The following is a 13,341-nucleotide window of genomic DNA, read 5'->3' on the forward strand; positions in this document are numbered from 1 at the left end:
CGTAAAGTCCCGCACGTGCACCCGCTTCGTAGCCTGATCCTGGCCGCGGCCGGCAACGACGTGATCCGTCGGCTGGTCGCGACCGCCCCGGTGAGCCGGGACGTCGTACGTCGATTCGTGGCAGGTGAGACCACCGCCGACGCGATCGAGGTCACCAAGAGCCTCGTGGACAAGGGGCTGACCGTCACCCTCGACTATCTCGGCGAGGACACCACCGACTCGGGCCTCGCCGAGCAGACCGTGCAGGCCTACCTCGAACTGCTCGACGGGCTCCGTCGCGACGGGCTCGCCAGGAGTGCCGAGGTGAGCGTGAAGCTCTCGGCTGTCGGGCAGGCGCTCGACGAAGGGCTCGCCATCGAGAACGCCGCCCGCATCTGTGCCAGGGCGCAGGAGTGCGGCACGACGGTCACCCTCGACATGGAGGACCACACCACCACCGACTCCACGTTGCGGGTGCTCGCGCAGTTGCGTGCCTCGTGGCCGTGGGTCGGGGCGGTGGTGCAGGCCTACCTGCGCCGCACCGAGGAGGACTGTTCCCGGCTCGCCACCGAGGGGTCGCGGGTGCGCCTGTGCAAGGGCGCGTACGCGGAACCGGCGCAGGTCGCGTTCCCCGACCCGCACGACGTGGACCGCAGCTATGTCCGCTGCGCCAACGCGCTCCTGCGTGGTGAGGGTTTCCCGATGTTCGCCACGCACGACCCCAGCCTGGTCGAGATCGTCGAGGCGCGTGCCGAGGTGCTGGACCGCAAGCCGGGCAGCTTCGAGTTCCAGATGCTCTACGGCATCCGCCCGGACGAACAGCTGCGGCTCGCGGGGCTCGGGCACACCGTCCGCGTCTACGTCCCTTACGGCGTGCAGTGGTACGGCTACCTGATGCGCAGACTCGCGGAGCGGCCCGCGAACACCGCGTTCTTCTTGCGCGCCTTGGTATCCCGCAAGTAGTCGCGTTTCGGGTACCGCGATCTGATCAAGCTCCCCCGGACGTGGCAGGGTAATAATCATGAGCAGTCTTGCGGGCCAGGGCGACACGCGCCCGGGACACGGTGGCGCCGGTCCCTTCACGACCGCGTCGCGCGTGCGGTCCCTGGGTGACGGCACGTTCGCCGCCACCCTCTCGGGCCCGTGGACGATCGGGGGCAAACCACACGGCGGGTTCCTCGTCGCCCTGCTGGCCCGTGCGGCCGTCGCGGCGGCGGGCAGCGGTTCCCCGGTGGCCGATCCGCTGTCGGTCAGCGCCCAGTTCCTCCGCGCGCCCGAGATGGGGCCGGTGCTGCTGCGCACGGAGGTGCGCAAGACCGGCCGCCAGGCGACGATCGTGGCCGTGCACCTCGTACAGCGCGGCCAGTCGTGCGTGGAGGGGGTGGTGACCACCGGCAGGCTGCCGCGTGACCGGGCGGCCTGGTCGGACCTGCCCAACCAGCCCGCCGAGCCGCCGGGCAACGCACTGGACCTGTCGACGCTGCCCATGGCGTCGGTGTTCCGCCTGACCGAGGGCTGCGACGTCCGCCTCGACCCCAACGGCGCCGGGTTCCTGCACGGCCAGACCAACGACCCGCCGCGCCTGCGGCTGTGGGCACGGCCGCGCAGCGAACAGGTCGACCCGATGTTCGCGCTGATGGCGGGGGACATCTCGATGCCGGTCACGTTCAACCTCGGCCGCTTCGGCTGGACCCCGACGGTGCAGCTCACCGCGCTGCTCCGGTCCCGCCCTGCCCCTGGCTGGCTGCGCATCCAGGTCGACTGCCGCGCGGTCCACGGCCCGTGGTTCGACGCCGACGCGACCGTCGTGGACTCCACCGGCCGCCTCATCTGCCAGGCCCGCCAGCTGGCCCTGTCGGCGAAGGCCTAGACGATCGAACCCGCTATCAGGCACGACCCCACACCCACGCGGTCGCCCGACGGGGCTGGGCCGATGCCGTGAAAGGCGCGTTCACGGCACAACCGGTGCCGTCAATGGCACATTGACGGCGTTGAGCGCTGTGAACGGCCCATTGACGGCATCCCGGATGCCGTGAACGCGCCTTTCACAGCACCAAAGCCCGGCCGCTACGCGCCCCGGGCCCGCGAAGCGGGCCCCAGCCCACGCAACCCTGACGGTGGCGCAAGCCCACCCATAGGGGCTCCCTGCCATCCCGTCGACCTGGCAGGGAGACCCGAACCCAACCGCAGCCGACCCTCCCCTCCGCCACCCCCGAGACCTGCCCGTCCGGCGAGGACAAACCCACCACAACGTGAACCGGAGCCACGCGACCAGCACACGAGAACCGACCGCCCACTCACACCGACTTCACGGAATCAACCATCTAGAGCGCGGGACACTAGCGCCCCCGCTGGATCCCGTCCACGACGTCCTTGGCGTGCTTGAGGCCCCAGCCGGTCGCCGCGCCAGCTTCACCGCCCGCACGGTCTCGCCCGCCGCGACCAGCTCACGGGCCCTGGCCATGGTCTCCTCGTCGACCTCGGCGGGCCGCGGTGCGGGCGGCTCGCCGGCCGACTCCATGGCGTCGACGTAGTCCTTGGCCTCGCGCAGGCCCATGCCGGTCTGCTCGCGCAGCTCCTTGATCGCCTGGATCTTCCTGCCGTCCGCGAGCAGGGCGCCCACCCGGTCGGTGACGCGCCTGCGTGGTTGCGGGGTCAGGCCCAGCACGTGCTCCTTCGCCTCGCGCAGGCCCATGCCGGTCTCCCGGCGGAGCTCCCTGATCGCCAGGACCGTCTTGCCGTCGGCGACCAGCTCGGCGAGGCGGGCGTCGAGGTCCCCGGACGCCGGGCGGCGCTCGGCCGGGGTGCGGCGGCGCAGGGCCAGCCAGCCGCTGAAGAGCACGACGGCGGCGGCGACGCCGAGCAGGATCTGCGTACCGGTGGACATACCGCGTCACGCTAGCGTGGGACGCTGTCCGCCATGACCAACGCCATCGCGGTGCTCGGCGCCGGCAAGATCGGGGAGGCGCTCCTCTCCGGGCTGCTCACGGGCGGTCGCCGGGTCGACGACCTCATGTTCACCGAACGCCACCCGGAGCGGGCCGCGGAGCTGACCACCCGGTACGGCTTCCGTGCCGTGGACGTCCCCACCGCGGCCAGGGCGGCCGACGTCATCGTCGTGGCCGTCAAGCCGCAGGACATCGAGCCGCTGCTGGACGACCTGGCGCCCAACCTCGACAGGGGCACGCTCGTCGTCTCGCTGTGCGCCGGGCTGCCGACCGCGCTGTACGAGCGCAGGCTGCCCGAGGGGGTGCCGGTGGTGCGGGTCATGCCGAACACGCCGATGGTCGTCGGCGAGGCCATGTCGGCGATCTCACCCGGCCGCCACGCCACCGGCGACCACCTGTCGATCGTCGAGGAGCTGCTGTCGGTCGTCGGGATGGTCGTGCGGGTGCCGGAGTCGCAGCAGGACGCCGTGACCGCGTTGTCCGGCTCCGGACCGGCCTACTTCTTCTACCTGGTCGAGGCCATGATCGACGCCGGGATCCTGCTCGGGCTGCCGCGTGCGGTGGCCGAGAAGCTGATCATCCAGTCCGCGGTCGGCGCCGCCACGATGCTCGCGAAGACCGGGGAGCACCCGGTGACGTTGCGCGAAGCGGTCACCTCGCCTGCCGGGACGACCATCATGGCCATCCGTGAGCTGGAGAAACACGGGGTCCGGGCCGCGCTGCTCGCGGCCATCGAGGCGGCCAGGGACCGTTCGCAGGAGCTGGGCCGCCAGCACGAGGACGGGTGATCTTTTGCGGGCGAATATCGCCCGCGGCATCGCAATCGTCACACCAGTCCCGCTAGTCTCGGGAGTAGCACGTGCGTGTCGATACCGTCGGTGGGGAAGCCGACGGCGCGACACGTGTCGAAGGACGCGGTGAGCATGCCGGCGAACAAGAAGGACCCGGAGCCGCCTGGCCTCGCACAGGTGCGGTTCCTCACCGTGGCCGAGGTGGCCACGATGATGCGGGTATCGAAGATGACGGTGTACCGGTTGGTGCACAACGGAGAACTGCCCGCGGTGCGGGTGGGCAAATCGTTCCGGGTACCGGAACAGGCAGTGCACGACTACCTGCGAAGTGCGTATTTCGACGCGGGCTAGGGGCACCGGTGCCGAGCGTCCCATGACCCCCAGGTAATCTTGACGCTCGTTGCCTGGTGTCATGGGGCGCGTCCGTGGCCGGATCTTGGTCGTGTGGTCGTTGCCGTTCCAGGTTGTACCGACTACCGACTGAAGCAGAGGTTCCGCATGGGCTCGGTCATCAAGAAGCGCCGCAAGCGCATGTCCAAGAAGAAGCACCGCAAGCTCCTTCGGAAGACGCGCGTTCAGCGTCGCAAGCTGAAGAAGTAGTACGCGGGTGCCGGGGTGGATGCCGCCAAAAGGGTGACATCCACCAATACGGCATGTGACCTGCGTTAATTACTCGTTGCCAGCGACAACTCGATCACGATTCGGATGTAAAGTCGCGGTTGGTCCGCCACTGTGCTAGCCGGATCGCTTCCCACTCGTGATCGGTCATCGGAGTCGTATGGCGCCCCAAGTCGTCCTTGTCACCGGCGTCGCCGACCAGCTCGGCGGCCGCCTGGCCGCGCGGTTGGCCGAAGACCCGGACATCGAACGGGTCCTGGGCGTCGACACGGCGCCACCGGCGGCGAAGCACTCGAAGGAATCGACGCAGGCAGGGCGCGTCGAGTTCGTGCACGCGGACATCCGCGACCCGAGGATCGCCAAGGTGCTCGGCTCGGCGGGGGTGGACACGGTCGTGCACGCCGCACCGCGTCCCGGTCCGGGGGCCAAGGAACGCAACGTCATCGGCACGATGCAGCTCATGGCCGCCTGCCAGCGTTCGAGCACGGTGCGCAAGCTCGTCGTCAGGTCGACGGCCGAGGTGTACGGCGGTGGCGCGAGCGCGCCCGCCGTCTTCACCGAGCAGGACACGCCCCGCAAAGGTGACGCCGCCGAGGTCGAGGGCTACGCCCTGGGGCTCGCACGCAGGCGACCCGACGTCGTGCTGACCGTCGTCCGGCTCGCCGAGATCATCGGGCCGCACGTGGACAACGCTCTGACCAGGTACTTCTCGCTGCCTGTCGTGCCGACCGTGCTCGGGTTCGACGCCCGCGTGCAGTTCGTGCACATCAGTGACGCGCTCGCGGTGTTCGAGCGCGCCGTCGCCAACGACCTGCCCGGGGTGTTCAACGTGGGCGGGGACGGGGTGCTGATGCTGTCCCAGGCCATCCGCCGCGCCGGCCGTGTCCCGCTGCCGGTGCCGAGGGCCGCCATCGGACCCGCCACCCGGCTCGCCGGTGGCCGGGCCGACCTGTCGCCGGGCCTGTCCCGGCTGCTCAGCCACGGCCGTGTCATCGACACGACCCGGCTGAAGACGACGTTCGGGTTCACACCGAAGTGGACCACCACCGCCGCGTTCGACGACTACGTCCGCGGCCGCTGAGCAGCGGGCAGCCACCGCGCAGCGAAACCACAACCGAACACCATCGCTGAGGGGAAGCTGAGAAAGTGCAGGTCAAGGAAGCCGACGTCATCCCGTTGCGGCCCGCGCCGAGCGACGACGCGCCGACACCACCTGCCCGCGACCTGGCGACCGTCACCGAGCTGCGCCCGCGCCGCGCGCCGGAGTCGTTCGCCGACCGGCTCGCCGGGTTCGTGCGCGGTCGGCTGACCGGGGACTACCCGGTCGACGAGTTCGGCTTCGACCCGCAGCTCACCGACACGGTGGTGCTGCCGCCGCTGCGGATGATCTACGAGAACTGGTTCCGCGTCGAGGTCACCGGCGCGAACAACCTGCCCGTCGACGGCGGTGCGCTGATCGTCGCGAACCACTCCGGCACGCTGCCGTGGGACGCGGTGATGACCTCGGTCGCCGTCCACGACAACCACCCGCGCGGCAAGCACCTGCGGATGCTTGGCGCCGACCTGGTGTTCAGGCTGCCGGTGCTCGGCACGCTCGCCCGCCGCACCGGCCAGACCGTCGCGTGCGGCGCGGACGCGCAGCGGCTGCTGCGGGCCGGTGAGCTGGTCGGCGTGTGGCCGGAGGGCTTCAAGGGCATCGGCAAGCCGTTCAGCGAGCGGTACCGGCTGCAGCGCTTCGGCCGCGGCGGGTTCGTCGCGACGGCGGCGAAGGCGGGGGTGCCGATCATCCCGTGCTCGATCATGGGCGCGGAGGAGATCCACCCGAAGATCGGTGACCTCAAGCCGCTCGCGAAGCTGCTCGGCCTGCCCTACTTCCCGGTCACGCCGTTCTTCCCGCTGCTCGGCCCGCTCGGCGCGATCCCGCTGCCCACCAAGTGGCGCATCGACTTCGGCGCGCCCGTCCGCACCGACCTCGCGTCCGCCGACGCCGCCGACGACAACGCGTTCGTGCTGGAGATGGCGGCCGAGGTGCGCGAGACGATCCAGCGGACGCTCGACAGCATGGTCGCCGAACGGGAGTCCGTCTTCCGCGGTTAGGTCTGGCCGTACCGTTCCGCCAGTTCGCGGAGGCGGCGCACCGCCGTGGCCGCGTCCTCGGCGCTGACCGGCGCGCCGGGCAGCCTGCTCAGGTTCGCCACCTGCTCGGCGAACGCCAGGTACTCGCGCCGCGCGTGCTCGCGGCACGGCAGGCAGGTGACGCGTTCCGGGTGCGGCGAGGTCGTCGCGTACGGGACCTGGAGCCCGCACCCGGTGGTGACCTCGGCAGGCGCGTCGGGCACGGCGCCGAACGTGGCCGCGATCAGGTTGCGGTAGTCGGCGCCCGCCTGCGCCACCCGGGTCTCGACGTGGATGTGCGGGTCGGCCATGGCGTCAGTAGTCGTCGCGTCCGCGCAGCTGCCTGCGGATCTCCGACTCGATGCCGTGACGGCGACCCATGGCGAACCCGACGCCGAGGCACACCACCGCCACGATCAGCACCAGCAACGCGATCATGTGCCCCGCTTCCGGTAGGCGAGGCCAGCGGCGACGGCCCCGGCGACCGCACCCGCACCAAGCACAGAGGGAACCCCGATCTTCGCAGCCTTGCGGCCGGTACGGAAGTCGCGGATCTCCCAGCCCCGCTTGCGTGCGGCCTCCCGCAGGCTGCCGTCGGGGTTGACGGCGACGGCGGTGCCGACGACCGACAGCATCGGCACGTCGTTCGCGGAGTCCGAGTAGGCGGTGCACCGGCGCAGGTTGAGTCCCTCGCGGGCGGCGAGCGCGCGGACGGCGTGCGCCTTGGCCGGCCCGTGCAGCATCTCGCCGACGAGCCTGCCCGTGTACACGCCGTTCTCGCTCTCGAGCACCGTGCCCAGCGCCCCGGTGAGCCCGAGACGGCGGGCGATGATCGTGGCCAGGTCGACGGGGGTCGCGGTGACCAGCCAGACCCGCTGCCCCGCGTCGAGGTGCATCTGCGCGAGCGAACGGGTGCCGGGCCAGATCTTGTCGGCCATCAGCTCGTCGTAGATCTCCTCGCCCAGCGCCATCAGCTCGGCCACCGAGTGCCCGGCGACGAACGACAGCCCCGACTCGCGCGCGTTGCGGATCCCGTCGTGGGTCTCCCGCCCACCGATCCGGAACACCACCTGCTGCAGCGCGAACCTGGCCAGGTCGGAGCTGGTGAAGAACTTCCGCGCGGCCATCCCACGGGCGAAGTGGAAGATCGACGCGCCCATCATCATCGTGTTGTCGACGTCGAAGAACGCCGCGGCGGTCAGGTCGACCGGCGGCGCGGGCCGGACCGTCGTCCGGTCGGCGTGCTCCAGCGCGACGGCCGCCTCGGCGGACGCCTCGCCCGCGATGGTGGCGATCTGCTCGCGCGCGGGCTCCTTCTCACGGCCACGCCACAGGGACACGGCATCGCCTCCGCGGTCGATCGGACACCAGGTACTCCATCCAACAGCGTAGCGAGCGCGCCAGCCTGGAATTCGCCTGATCCACGGCCCGCCCACCCACACCGGGCGGCGGGGTGGCTCAGCCGATGCTCAGTCCGGGCAGTCCGGGCAGCAGCGGAGGAAGCTCGAGCAGCGGCGGCTGATCCGGCGTGCTCTCGGCAGGCGGTGTGGCCGGCGCGTCCTTCGGTGCGGGGACGGACGCCGTCGCGCCGGGGACCGGGACCAGGGGCAGGCCCGGGGTCGGCGTCGCGGGCGGCAGTTCGGGGCTGGGGGCCTGGGGGCCGGTCGGCGGCGCGGAACCGCCGGTGGGCGCGGGCACACTCGGGGCCCGCGTGCCGGAGGTGGGGGTGAGTGGCGGTCGCTCGCAGGTGCCGGTGGCGGGGAGCGCGCCGATGTCGTCGTGGGAGCCGGAGGTGATCTGGAAGCAGTCCATGCGGGCGGAGAGTGCTTCGGCCCTGGCCGTGATCTTGTCGAGGAGTGCGTGGGTGGCGCTCTCCCGGCTGCGGGCGGCCTCGGGCAGCCGGGGGGCGACGCCGGTCAGCCGGGCGGCCTGCTGGGCCGACCAGTCGCGGAGCGAACCGAGCAGGCGGCCGTCGGTGCCGGTGGCCAGTGCGATCAGCTGGCGGGAGCCCGCGGTGGCGTCGTTCTCGAAGTCGGTGAGTGCGGTGAGGTAGGCCCCGACGGGTGCGTCGCCGGGGTCGGGGTAGCGGCGGGCGAGCGTCTCGATCTCGCTGATCCTGGCGGCGGCGAACTCCAGGTGCTTGAGCGCCTTGGGCTCGTCGCCGAAGGTGAGGCCCAGTTCCGCGGCCTCCGCGCTGCGCTTGACGCCGTACAGCGCGTCGCCGGGCAGTGCGTCCCTCGCCATCAGCAGGCTCATCCCGGCAAGCGACCCGACCAGCGCGAGCACGGCCACCGCCGCGACGGCGAACCGGCCGCGCACCCCCGACAACGCCGCACGGCGGGACGCGCGGCCGGTCGCTCGGCTGTGGGGGCTGGACGGCCCCGGCCTGGACGCCGGTCTCCCGTCGCCGGGTCTGTCCCCGGCTCTGGCGGACCGTCCGGGTCTTGGTCTGTCCGCCCGCTCAGCGGGCACCACCGGTGCGGGTGGTGCCGTGACCTCGTCGTCCAGCGCGAGCAGGACGCGGTCGCGCATGCGCCTGCGTTCCTCGCCGGTCGGCGCGGTCAGTGGCACGAGCGAGTTCATGGCACGCACGACGGTGCGGTCGTGGTCGTCCCAGTTCTCGCCGTTCACGTCTGGAAAACGATTCTCGGGTGCCAGAAGTTACGGTTCACCGGACCTCCGGGGGCAGGAGCTGCGCGAGCCTGCGCACCGCGCGGTGCTGCAGGGCCTTCACCGCGCCCTCGTTGCGGGCCATCACCGCCGCCGTCTCGGCGACCGACAGGCCCTGCAGGAACCGCAGCACGATGCATTCCCGCTGGTCGTCGCCCAGCTGGCGGACGCACTCGAGCAGCGCGTCCCTGGTCGCGCCCGCGAGCACCTGCTGCTCGGGGCCACCCTCTACCGGCCGCGAGTCGTCGATCTCCGCGGTGGTCACCTCGAGGCGGTAGCGGCTCGACTTCACGTGGTCGAGCACCAGGTTGCGGGCGATCGTCACGAACCAGGCGCCGACGTCGCGGCCCTGGTAGGTGACCGTCGCGATCTTGCGCAGCGCGCGCAGGAACGTCTCGCTGGTGACGTCCTCGGCCAGCTCCCGGTCGCCGACCCGGAACAGGACGTAGCGGAACACCACGTCGACGTACTTGTCGTAGAGCAGCGCGAACGCGGACCGGTCGCCTTCCTGGGCGGCGTGCACGAGCTCCCACGTCCCACCGGCCTCCGGTGGTTCCACGGCGGACTCCTGTCGCGAGATCCGGGCATCCCGCGCCCCCACTGCGTCCCGTTGAACTGGGCGCACGGACGGCATGCTCGACTCCCTCGGCCGGGTCCTCCGCCGGGCCGCACCGCCCGGGGAGACCACAGCAGCATACGTGTGGTTACTGAATAGTAGGTAGTTCTCGCACCCTAGGGACGCATGACGGGGTCGACCATGACGTGAGTGAGTCGTGCCACACTGCCCCAAAGGCTGGTCGGAGGAGAGGTTTCCCATGGTCGACACGCAGCGTGGCAACGTCGCCGACCTGGTGGCGGAGGCAGCGAGGAAGGCGCCCGGCCGGGTCGCCGTCGTCGACACCGCGTCGGGCCGCACCCTCACGTGGGAGCAGACGGACCGCGCGGTCGGCGCGTTCGCCGCACGGCTCGCCGCCGAGGGCGTCGAGGACGGCGACCGGGTGGCCATCGTGCTCGGCAACAGTGCCGAGTTCTGCGTCGCGCTGTTCGGGGTGTTGCGGGCCGGTGGCATCGCGGTCCCCGCGGCCGCGCGGTCCCCGGAGCTGCCCCGGCTGCTCGGCGACAGCGGCGCGCGGTTCGTGGTCGGCGACGACTTCCCGGCCCCCGACCTGGACGCCACCGCCGACGAGCCGCACACCACCACGCGGGGCGGCGAGGACATCGCCGTCCTCTGCTACACCTCCGGCACGGCGGGCGTGCCCCGCGGCGTGATGCTCTCGCACCGCGCGCTGCTGTCCAACGTCGACCAGTGCGCCCGGCTGCAGCCGGCACCGGTGACCGCGAACGACCGCGTGCTGCTGGTGGTCCCGCTGTTCCACCTCTACGGCCTGGGCCCCGGCCTGCTGCAGGTCGCCGCCGCCGGCGCGACGGCCGTGCTGCTGGAGACCTTCGGCACGGAACGCGCGCTGACCGTGTGCGCGCAGCACCGGGTGACCGCGCTGGTCGGGGTGCCCGCGATGTACCAGGCGCTGTCCGTGGCCAGCCCGGACCGGCTCGCGGAGGGCCTGTCCACGGTCCGGCTGTTCACCTCGGGCGCCGCGCCGCTCGCCCCCGCGGTGCTCGCCGCGATCACGCAGGCGACCGGCCTGCCCGTGTACGAGGGCTACGGCCTCACCGAGACCGGCCCGGTGCTCACGTCGACGCTGGTCGGCGGGGTCGCGAAGCCGGGGTCGGTCGGCCGCCCGCTGCCCGGCGTCGAGCTGGTGCTGGTCGACAGCGACGGCCGCCCGGTCGGCGCGCCGGCGGACCCGGACGAGACCGAGTGGTTCGACGGCGACGAGTTCGAGACCGGCCGCGTCGCCGCCCGCGGCCCGAACCTGTTCAGCGGCTACTGGCCCGACGGCGCGCACGGGCCGGACGAGGACGGCTGGTTCCGCACCGGCGACGTCGGCTACCTCGACGCCGAGGGTGACCTGCACCTCGTCGACCGCGCGAACGACCTGATCATCGTGAACGGCTTCAACGTGTACCCGAAGGAAGTCGAGCAGGTGCTCGACGAGCTGCCGCAGGTGGCCGAGGCCGCCGCGGTCGGCGTCCCGGACGAGCGCACGGGCGAGCAGGTGATCGCGGTCGTCGTGCTGCGCGAGGGCGCGACGCTGAGCGAGGAGGAGGTCCGCGACCACTGCGCGGAGCGGCTCGCGCGGTTCAAGGTGCCAAGGGCCGTGCGGATCGTCGACGAGCTGCCCCACTCGGCGACGGGGAAGGTCCGCCGCGCGTCGCTGCGGGGTAGCGTCGCGTGACGTGGTGACTGTGGTTTCCAGGCAGGGCTGCCACCTGTGCGAGGTGGCCGAGGCCGAGGTGGCGCGCATCTGCGCCGAGCTGGACGTGCCGTGGGAGGTCACGGACGTGGACGCCGACCCGGAGCTGCGTGCCGAGTACGGCGACCAGGTCCCGGTGATCCTGATCGACGGCCGGGAGCACGGCTACTGGCGCGTCGAGGAGGACCGCTTCCGCGCCGCGCTGAAGGGGTAAGAAGCCCGTAACCGGTTTTGGGTTGAACCGGGTGGCCCTCGGCGACGAACGTGGGGGTGTGCAGCTCGATACCCGCCCGGCCGCGGCGCCGACGCCCGCGAGCCGGCTGCCGAGAGGACGCGCGATCTCCGTCGCGGTCGTCTCGCTCCTCGCCGCGCTCGCCGCCGGGCACCTGGTCGCCGGGTTCGTCGGGGCCGGTGCGTCCCCGTTCCTCGCGGTCGGCAACTGGGTGCGGGACAACTCGCCGCACGCCGTGGTCGAGTGGGCCAAGGCCACGTTCGGCACCGCGGACAAGACCGTCCTGTTCATCGGCGTCGCGGTCGTCGTGCTCGGGGTGACCGCCGTGGCCGGGCTGCTGTCCCGCGACCGGCCGACACCCGGTCTCGTCGTCGCCGCGGTGCTCGGCGTGCTCGGGTTCCTCGCCGTCCTCACCCGCGCCGACCTCGGGCAGCTGGCCATCGCCGCGCCCGCGGCCGCCATGGTCGCCGGCCTCGTCGTCTTCAACTGGCTGCACGGCAAGGCCCAGCCGGCCGAGCAGGACCGGGAGAGCCGCAGGTCGTTCCTGCGGGCGGGGGCGGGGGTGGTGCTCGGCGCCGGGGTGCTCGGCACGGTCGGTCAGCTGACCGGCAGCCGCGTCGACGTCGAGGCGTCGCGGGCGGCCGTCGGCAGGCTCACCCCGGCCAGCCCCGCGCCGAAGCTCCCGCCGCGCGCCGACTTCGCCGCCGACGGCACGGCCAGGTTCATCACGGGCAACCGCGACTTCTACCGCATCGACACCGCGCTGACGCTGCCCCGGCTCACCGCGCGGGACTGGCGGCTGCGGATCCACGGCCTGGTCGACGAGCCCGTCGAGTTCACGTTCGCCGACATCCGGGGGCGGCGCCTGATCGAACGCCCGGTCACGCTGGCCTGCGTGTCCAACGAGGTCGGCGGCGGCCTGATCTCCACCGCGAACTGGATCGGGGTGCCGCTGCGCGAGCTGCTGCTCGAAGCCGGCGTCAAACCGGGCGCCGACCAGCTGTTCTCCACCAGCACCGACGGCTTCACCGCGGGCACGCCCGTCGACGCGCTGCTGGACCCCGACCGCGGCGCCATGCTCGCCATCGGCATGAACGGCGAACCGCTGCCGCAGGAGCACGGCTTCCCGGCCCGCATGGTCGTCCCCGGCCTGTACGGCTACGTCTCGGCCACCAAGTGGGTCGTGGACATGGAGCTGACCACCTTCGCCGACAAGCAGGGCTACTGGATCCCGCGTGGCTGGTCGGCCAGGGGGCCGATCAAGACCCAGTCCCGCATCGACAGCCCGCGCGACGGCTTCGACCTGCCCCGGGGCGCGAACACGGTCGCGGGGGTCGCGTGGGCGCAGACGATCGGCGTCCGCCAGGTGGCGGTCCGCGTCGACGACGGCGAGTGGCACCGCGCCGAGCTGGGCGCCGAGGTCGGCCTCAACACGTGGCGCATGTGGCGGGTCACGCTCGACCTGGAGCCGGGAGAGCGCACCATCCAGGTCCGCGCCACCGACAACCGGGGCCACACGCAGACCGACGCGGAGGCGCCGCCCGCACCGGATGGCGCCACCGGGTGGCACACCGTCCGCGTGGCGGTCCACTGACGGTCCAGGGTCGCGTTACCCGCGGTTGCCAGACTCGGAGACAGGCGCGAAACCGCCGCTCACCGGCGACTTTGTGCCT

General features: G+C 72.2%; 16 protein-coding genes. 10 read left to right on the forward strand and 6 right to left on the reverse strand.

Features of this window, described 5'->3' with window-relative positions; translation table 11 throughout:
* Positions 1-15 precede the first annotated feature (15 nt).
* Both ACFPCV_RS06105 and ACFPCV_RS06110 read left to right on the forward strand, forming a co-directional pair.
* Complete coding sequence (locus tag ACFPCV_RS06105; protein ID WP_378055052.1) at positions 16-942, forward strand: proline dehydrogenase family protein; 927 nt, start codon at positions 16-18, stop codon at positions 940-942.
* Positions 943-1,000: 58 nt separating this feature from the next.
* Entirely contained in the window at positions 1,001-1,849 is an 849-nt protein-coding gene (locus ACFPCV_RS06110) for a thioesterase family protein (protein ID WP_378055053.1), read from the forward strand.
* Between the two features lie 438 nt (positions 1,850-2,287).
* On the opposite strand, the gene ACFPCV_RS06115 is transcribed toward ACFPCV_RS06110, so the two are convergent.
* A complete protein-coding gene (locus ACFPCV_RS06115; protein WP_378055054.1) occupies positions 2,288-2,866 on the reverse strand; it encodes a ribosomal protein L7/L12 in 579 nt (192 codons plus the stop codon).
* Between the two features lie 33 nt (positions 2,867-2,899).
* Between ACFPCV_RS06115 and proC the strand changes: the two genes are divergently transcribed.
* The 5 genes from proC (at position 2,900) to ACFPCV_RS06140 (ending at position 6,433) form a co-directional block, all read left to right on the forward strand.
* Positions 2,900-3,715, forward strand: a complete 816-nt coding sequence (gene proC, locus ACFPCV_RS06120; protein ID WP_378055055.1) for a pyrroline-5-carboxylate reductase — start codon at positions 2,900-2,902, stop codon at positions 3,713-3,715.
* Positions 3,716-3,850: 135 nt separating this feature from the next.
* On the forward strand, positions 3,851-4,069 hold the full coding sequence (locus ACFPCV_RS06125; RefSeq protein WP_184816121.1) for a helix-turn-helix domain-containing protein: 219 nt from the start codon (positions 3,851-3,853) through the stop codon (positions 4,067-4,069).
* 147 nt (positions 4,070-4,216) lie between these two features.
* A complete protein-coding gene (locus ACFPCV_RS06130; protein ID WP_018684825.1) occupies positions 4,217-4,318 on the forward strand; it encodes a 30S ribosomal protein bS22 in 102 nt (33 codons plus the stop codon).
* Between the two features lie 178 nt (positions 4,319-4,496).
* Entirely contained in the window at positions 4,497-5,417 is a 921-nt protein-coding gene (locus ACFPCV_RS06135; RefSeq protein WP_378055056.1) for an NAD-dependent epimerase/dehydratase family protein, read from the forward strand.
* Positions 5,418-5,482: 65 nt separating this feature from the next.
* The gene (locus ACFPCV_RS06140) at positions 5,483-6,433 is read left to right on the forward strand and encodes a lysophospholipid acyltransferase family protein (protein WP_378055057.1); all 951 of its coding nucleotides are present in this window, start codon (positions 5,483-5,485) and stop codon (positions 6,431-6,433) included.
* Here the strand turns inward: ACFPCV_RS06140 and ACFPCV_RS06145 are convergent.
* The 5 genes from ACFPCV_RS06145 to ACFPCV_RS06165 form a co-directional block, all read right to left on the reverse strand.
* The gene (locus tag ACFPCV_RS06145) at positions 6,430-6,762 is read right to left on the reverse strand and encodes a hypothetical protein (RefSeq protein ID WP_378055058.1); all 333 of its coding nucleotides are present in this window, start codon (positions 6,760-6,762) and stop codon (positions 6,430-6,432) included. The genes ACFPCV_RS06140 and ACFPCV_RS06145 overlap by 4 nt on opposite strands.
* 4 nt (positions 6,763-6,766) lie before the next feature.
* Positions 6,767-6,889 carry a hypothetical protein gene (locus tag ACFPCV_RS06150; protein WP_378055059.1) on the reverse strand — a complete coding sequence of 41 codons (123 nt, stop codon included), beginning with the start codon at positions 6,887-6,889 and terminating at the stop codon, positions 6,767-6,769.
* On the reverse strand, positions 6,886-7,791 hold the full coding sequence (locus ACFPCV_RS06155; RefSeq protein ID WP_378055060.1) for an HAD family hydrolase: 906 nt from the start codon (positions 7,789-7,791) through the stop codon (positions 6,886-6,888). The genes ACFPCV_RS06150 and ACFPCV_RS06155 overlap by 4 nt, the downstream gene beginning before the upstream one ends.
* A 118-nt stretch (positions 7,792-7,909) precedes the next feature.
* The gene (locus ACFPCV_RS06160; RefSeq protein ID WP_378055061.1) at positions 7,910-9,082 is read right to left on the reverse strand and encodes a DUF5667 domain-containing protein; all 1,173 of its coding nucleotides are present in this window, start codon (positions 9,080-9,082) and stop codon (positions 7,910-7,912) included.
* Positions 9,083-9,119: 37 nt separating this feature from the next.
* On the reverse strand, positions 9,120-9,755 hold the full coding sequence (locus tag ACFPCV_RS06165) for a sigma-70 family RNA polymerase sigma factor (protein ID WP_378055062.1): 636 nt from the start codon (positions 9,753-9,755) through the stop codon (positions 9,120-9,122).
* A gap of 181 nt (positions 9,756-9,936) precedes the next feature.
* On the opposite strand from ACFPCV_RS06165, the gene ACFPCV_RS06170 reads away from it, so the two are divergent.
* The 3 genes from ACFPCV_RS06170 to ACFPCV_RS06180 are packed head-to-tail and all read left to right on the forward strand — an operon-like array spanning position 9,937 to position 13,262.
* Positions 9,937-11,418 carry an AMP-binding protein gene (locus tag ACFPCV_RS06170; protein ID WP_378055063.1) on the forward strand — a complete coding sequence of 494 codons (1,482 nt, stop codon included), beginning with the start codon at positions 9,937-9,939 and terminating at the stop codon, positions 11,416-11,418.
* Positions 11,419-11,422: 4 nt separating this feature from the next.
* Entirely contained in the window at positions 11,423-11,650 is a 228-nt protein-coding gene (locus tag ACFPCV_RS06175; RefSeq protein WP_378055712.1) for a glutaredoxin family protein, read from the forward strand.
* A gap of 58 nt (positions 11,651-11,708) precedes the next feature.
* Positions 11,709-13,262 carry a molybdopterin-dependent oxidoreductase gene (locus ACFPCV_RS06180; protein ID WP_378055064.1) on the forward strand — a complete coding sequence of 518 codons (1,554 nt, stop codon included), beginning with the start codon at positions 11,709-11,711 and terminating at the stop codon, positions 13,260-13,262.
* Positions 13,263-13,341 lie beyond the last annotated feature (79 nt).

Source organism: Actinophytocola glycyrrhizae, from assembly GCF_042653545.1.
GTDB classification, from domain to species: Bacteria; Actinomycetota; Actinomycetes; order Mycobacteriales; family Pseudonocardiaceae; genus Actinophytocola; species Actinophytocola glycyrrhizae.

Bases quoted from the DNA above. Each gene is read 5' to 3' on its own strand.
- ACFPCV_RS06145 (WP_378055058.1), bottom strand. From the start codon at position 6,762: ATGGCCGACCCGCACATCCACGTCGAGACCCGGGTGGCGCAGGCGGGC.
- ACFPCV_RS06170 (WP_378055063.1), top strand. From the start codon at position 9,937: ATGGTCGACACGCAGCGTGGCAACGTCGCCGACCTGGTGGCGGAGGCA.
- proC (WP_378055055.1), top strand. From the start codon at position 2,900: ATGACCAACGCCATCGCGGTGCTCGGCGCCGGCAAGATCGGGGAGGCG.
- ACFPCV_RS06115 (WP_378055054.1), bottom strand. From the start codon at position 2,866: ATGTCCACCGGTACGCAGATCCTGCTCGGCGTCGCCGCCGCCGTCGTG.
- ACFPCV_RS06165 (WP_378055062.1), bottom strand. From the start codon at position 9,755: ATGCCGTCCGTGCGCCCAGTTCAACGGGACGCAGTGGGGGCGCGGGAT.
- ACFPCV_RS06150 (WP_378055059.1), bottom strand. From the start codon at position 6,889: ATGATCGCGTTGCTGGTGCTGATCGTGGCGGTGGTGTGCCTCGGCGTC.
- ACFPCV_RS06125 (WP_184816121.1), top strand. From the start codon at position 3,851: ATGCCGGCGAACAAGAAGGACCCGGAGCCGCCTGGCCTCGCACAGGTG.
- ACFPCV_RS06135 (WP_378055056.1), top strand. From the start codon at position 4,497: ATGGCGCCCCAAGTCGTCCTTGTCACCGGCGTCGCCGACCAGCTCGGC.
- ACFPCV_RS06110 (WP_378055053.1), top strand. From the start codon at position 1,001: ATGAGCAGTCTTGCGGGCCAGGGCGACACGCGCCCGGGACACGGTGGC.
- ACFPCV_RS06130 (WP_018684825.1), top strand. From the start codon at position 4,217: ATGGGCTCGGTCATCAAGAAGCGCCGCAAGCGCATGTCCAAGAAGAAG.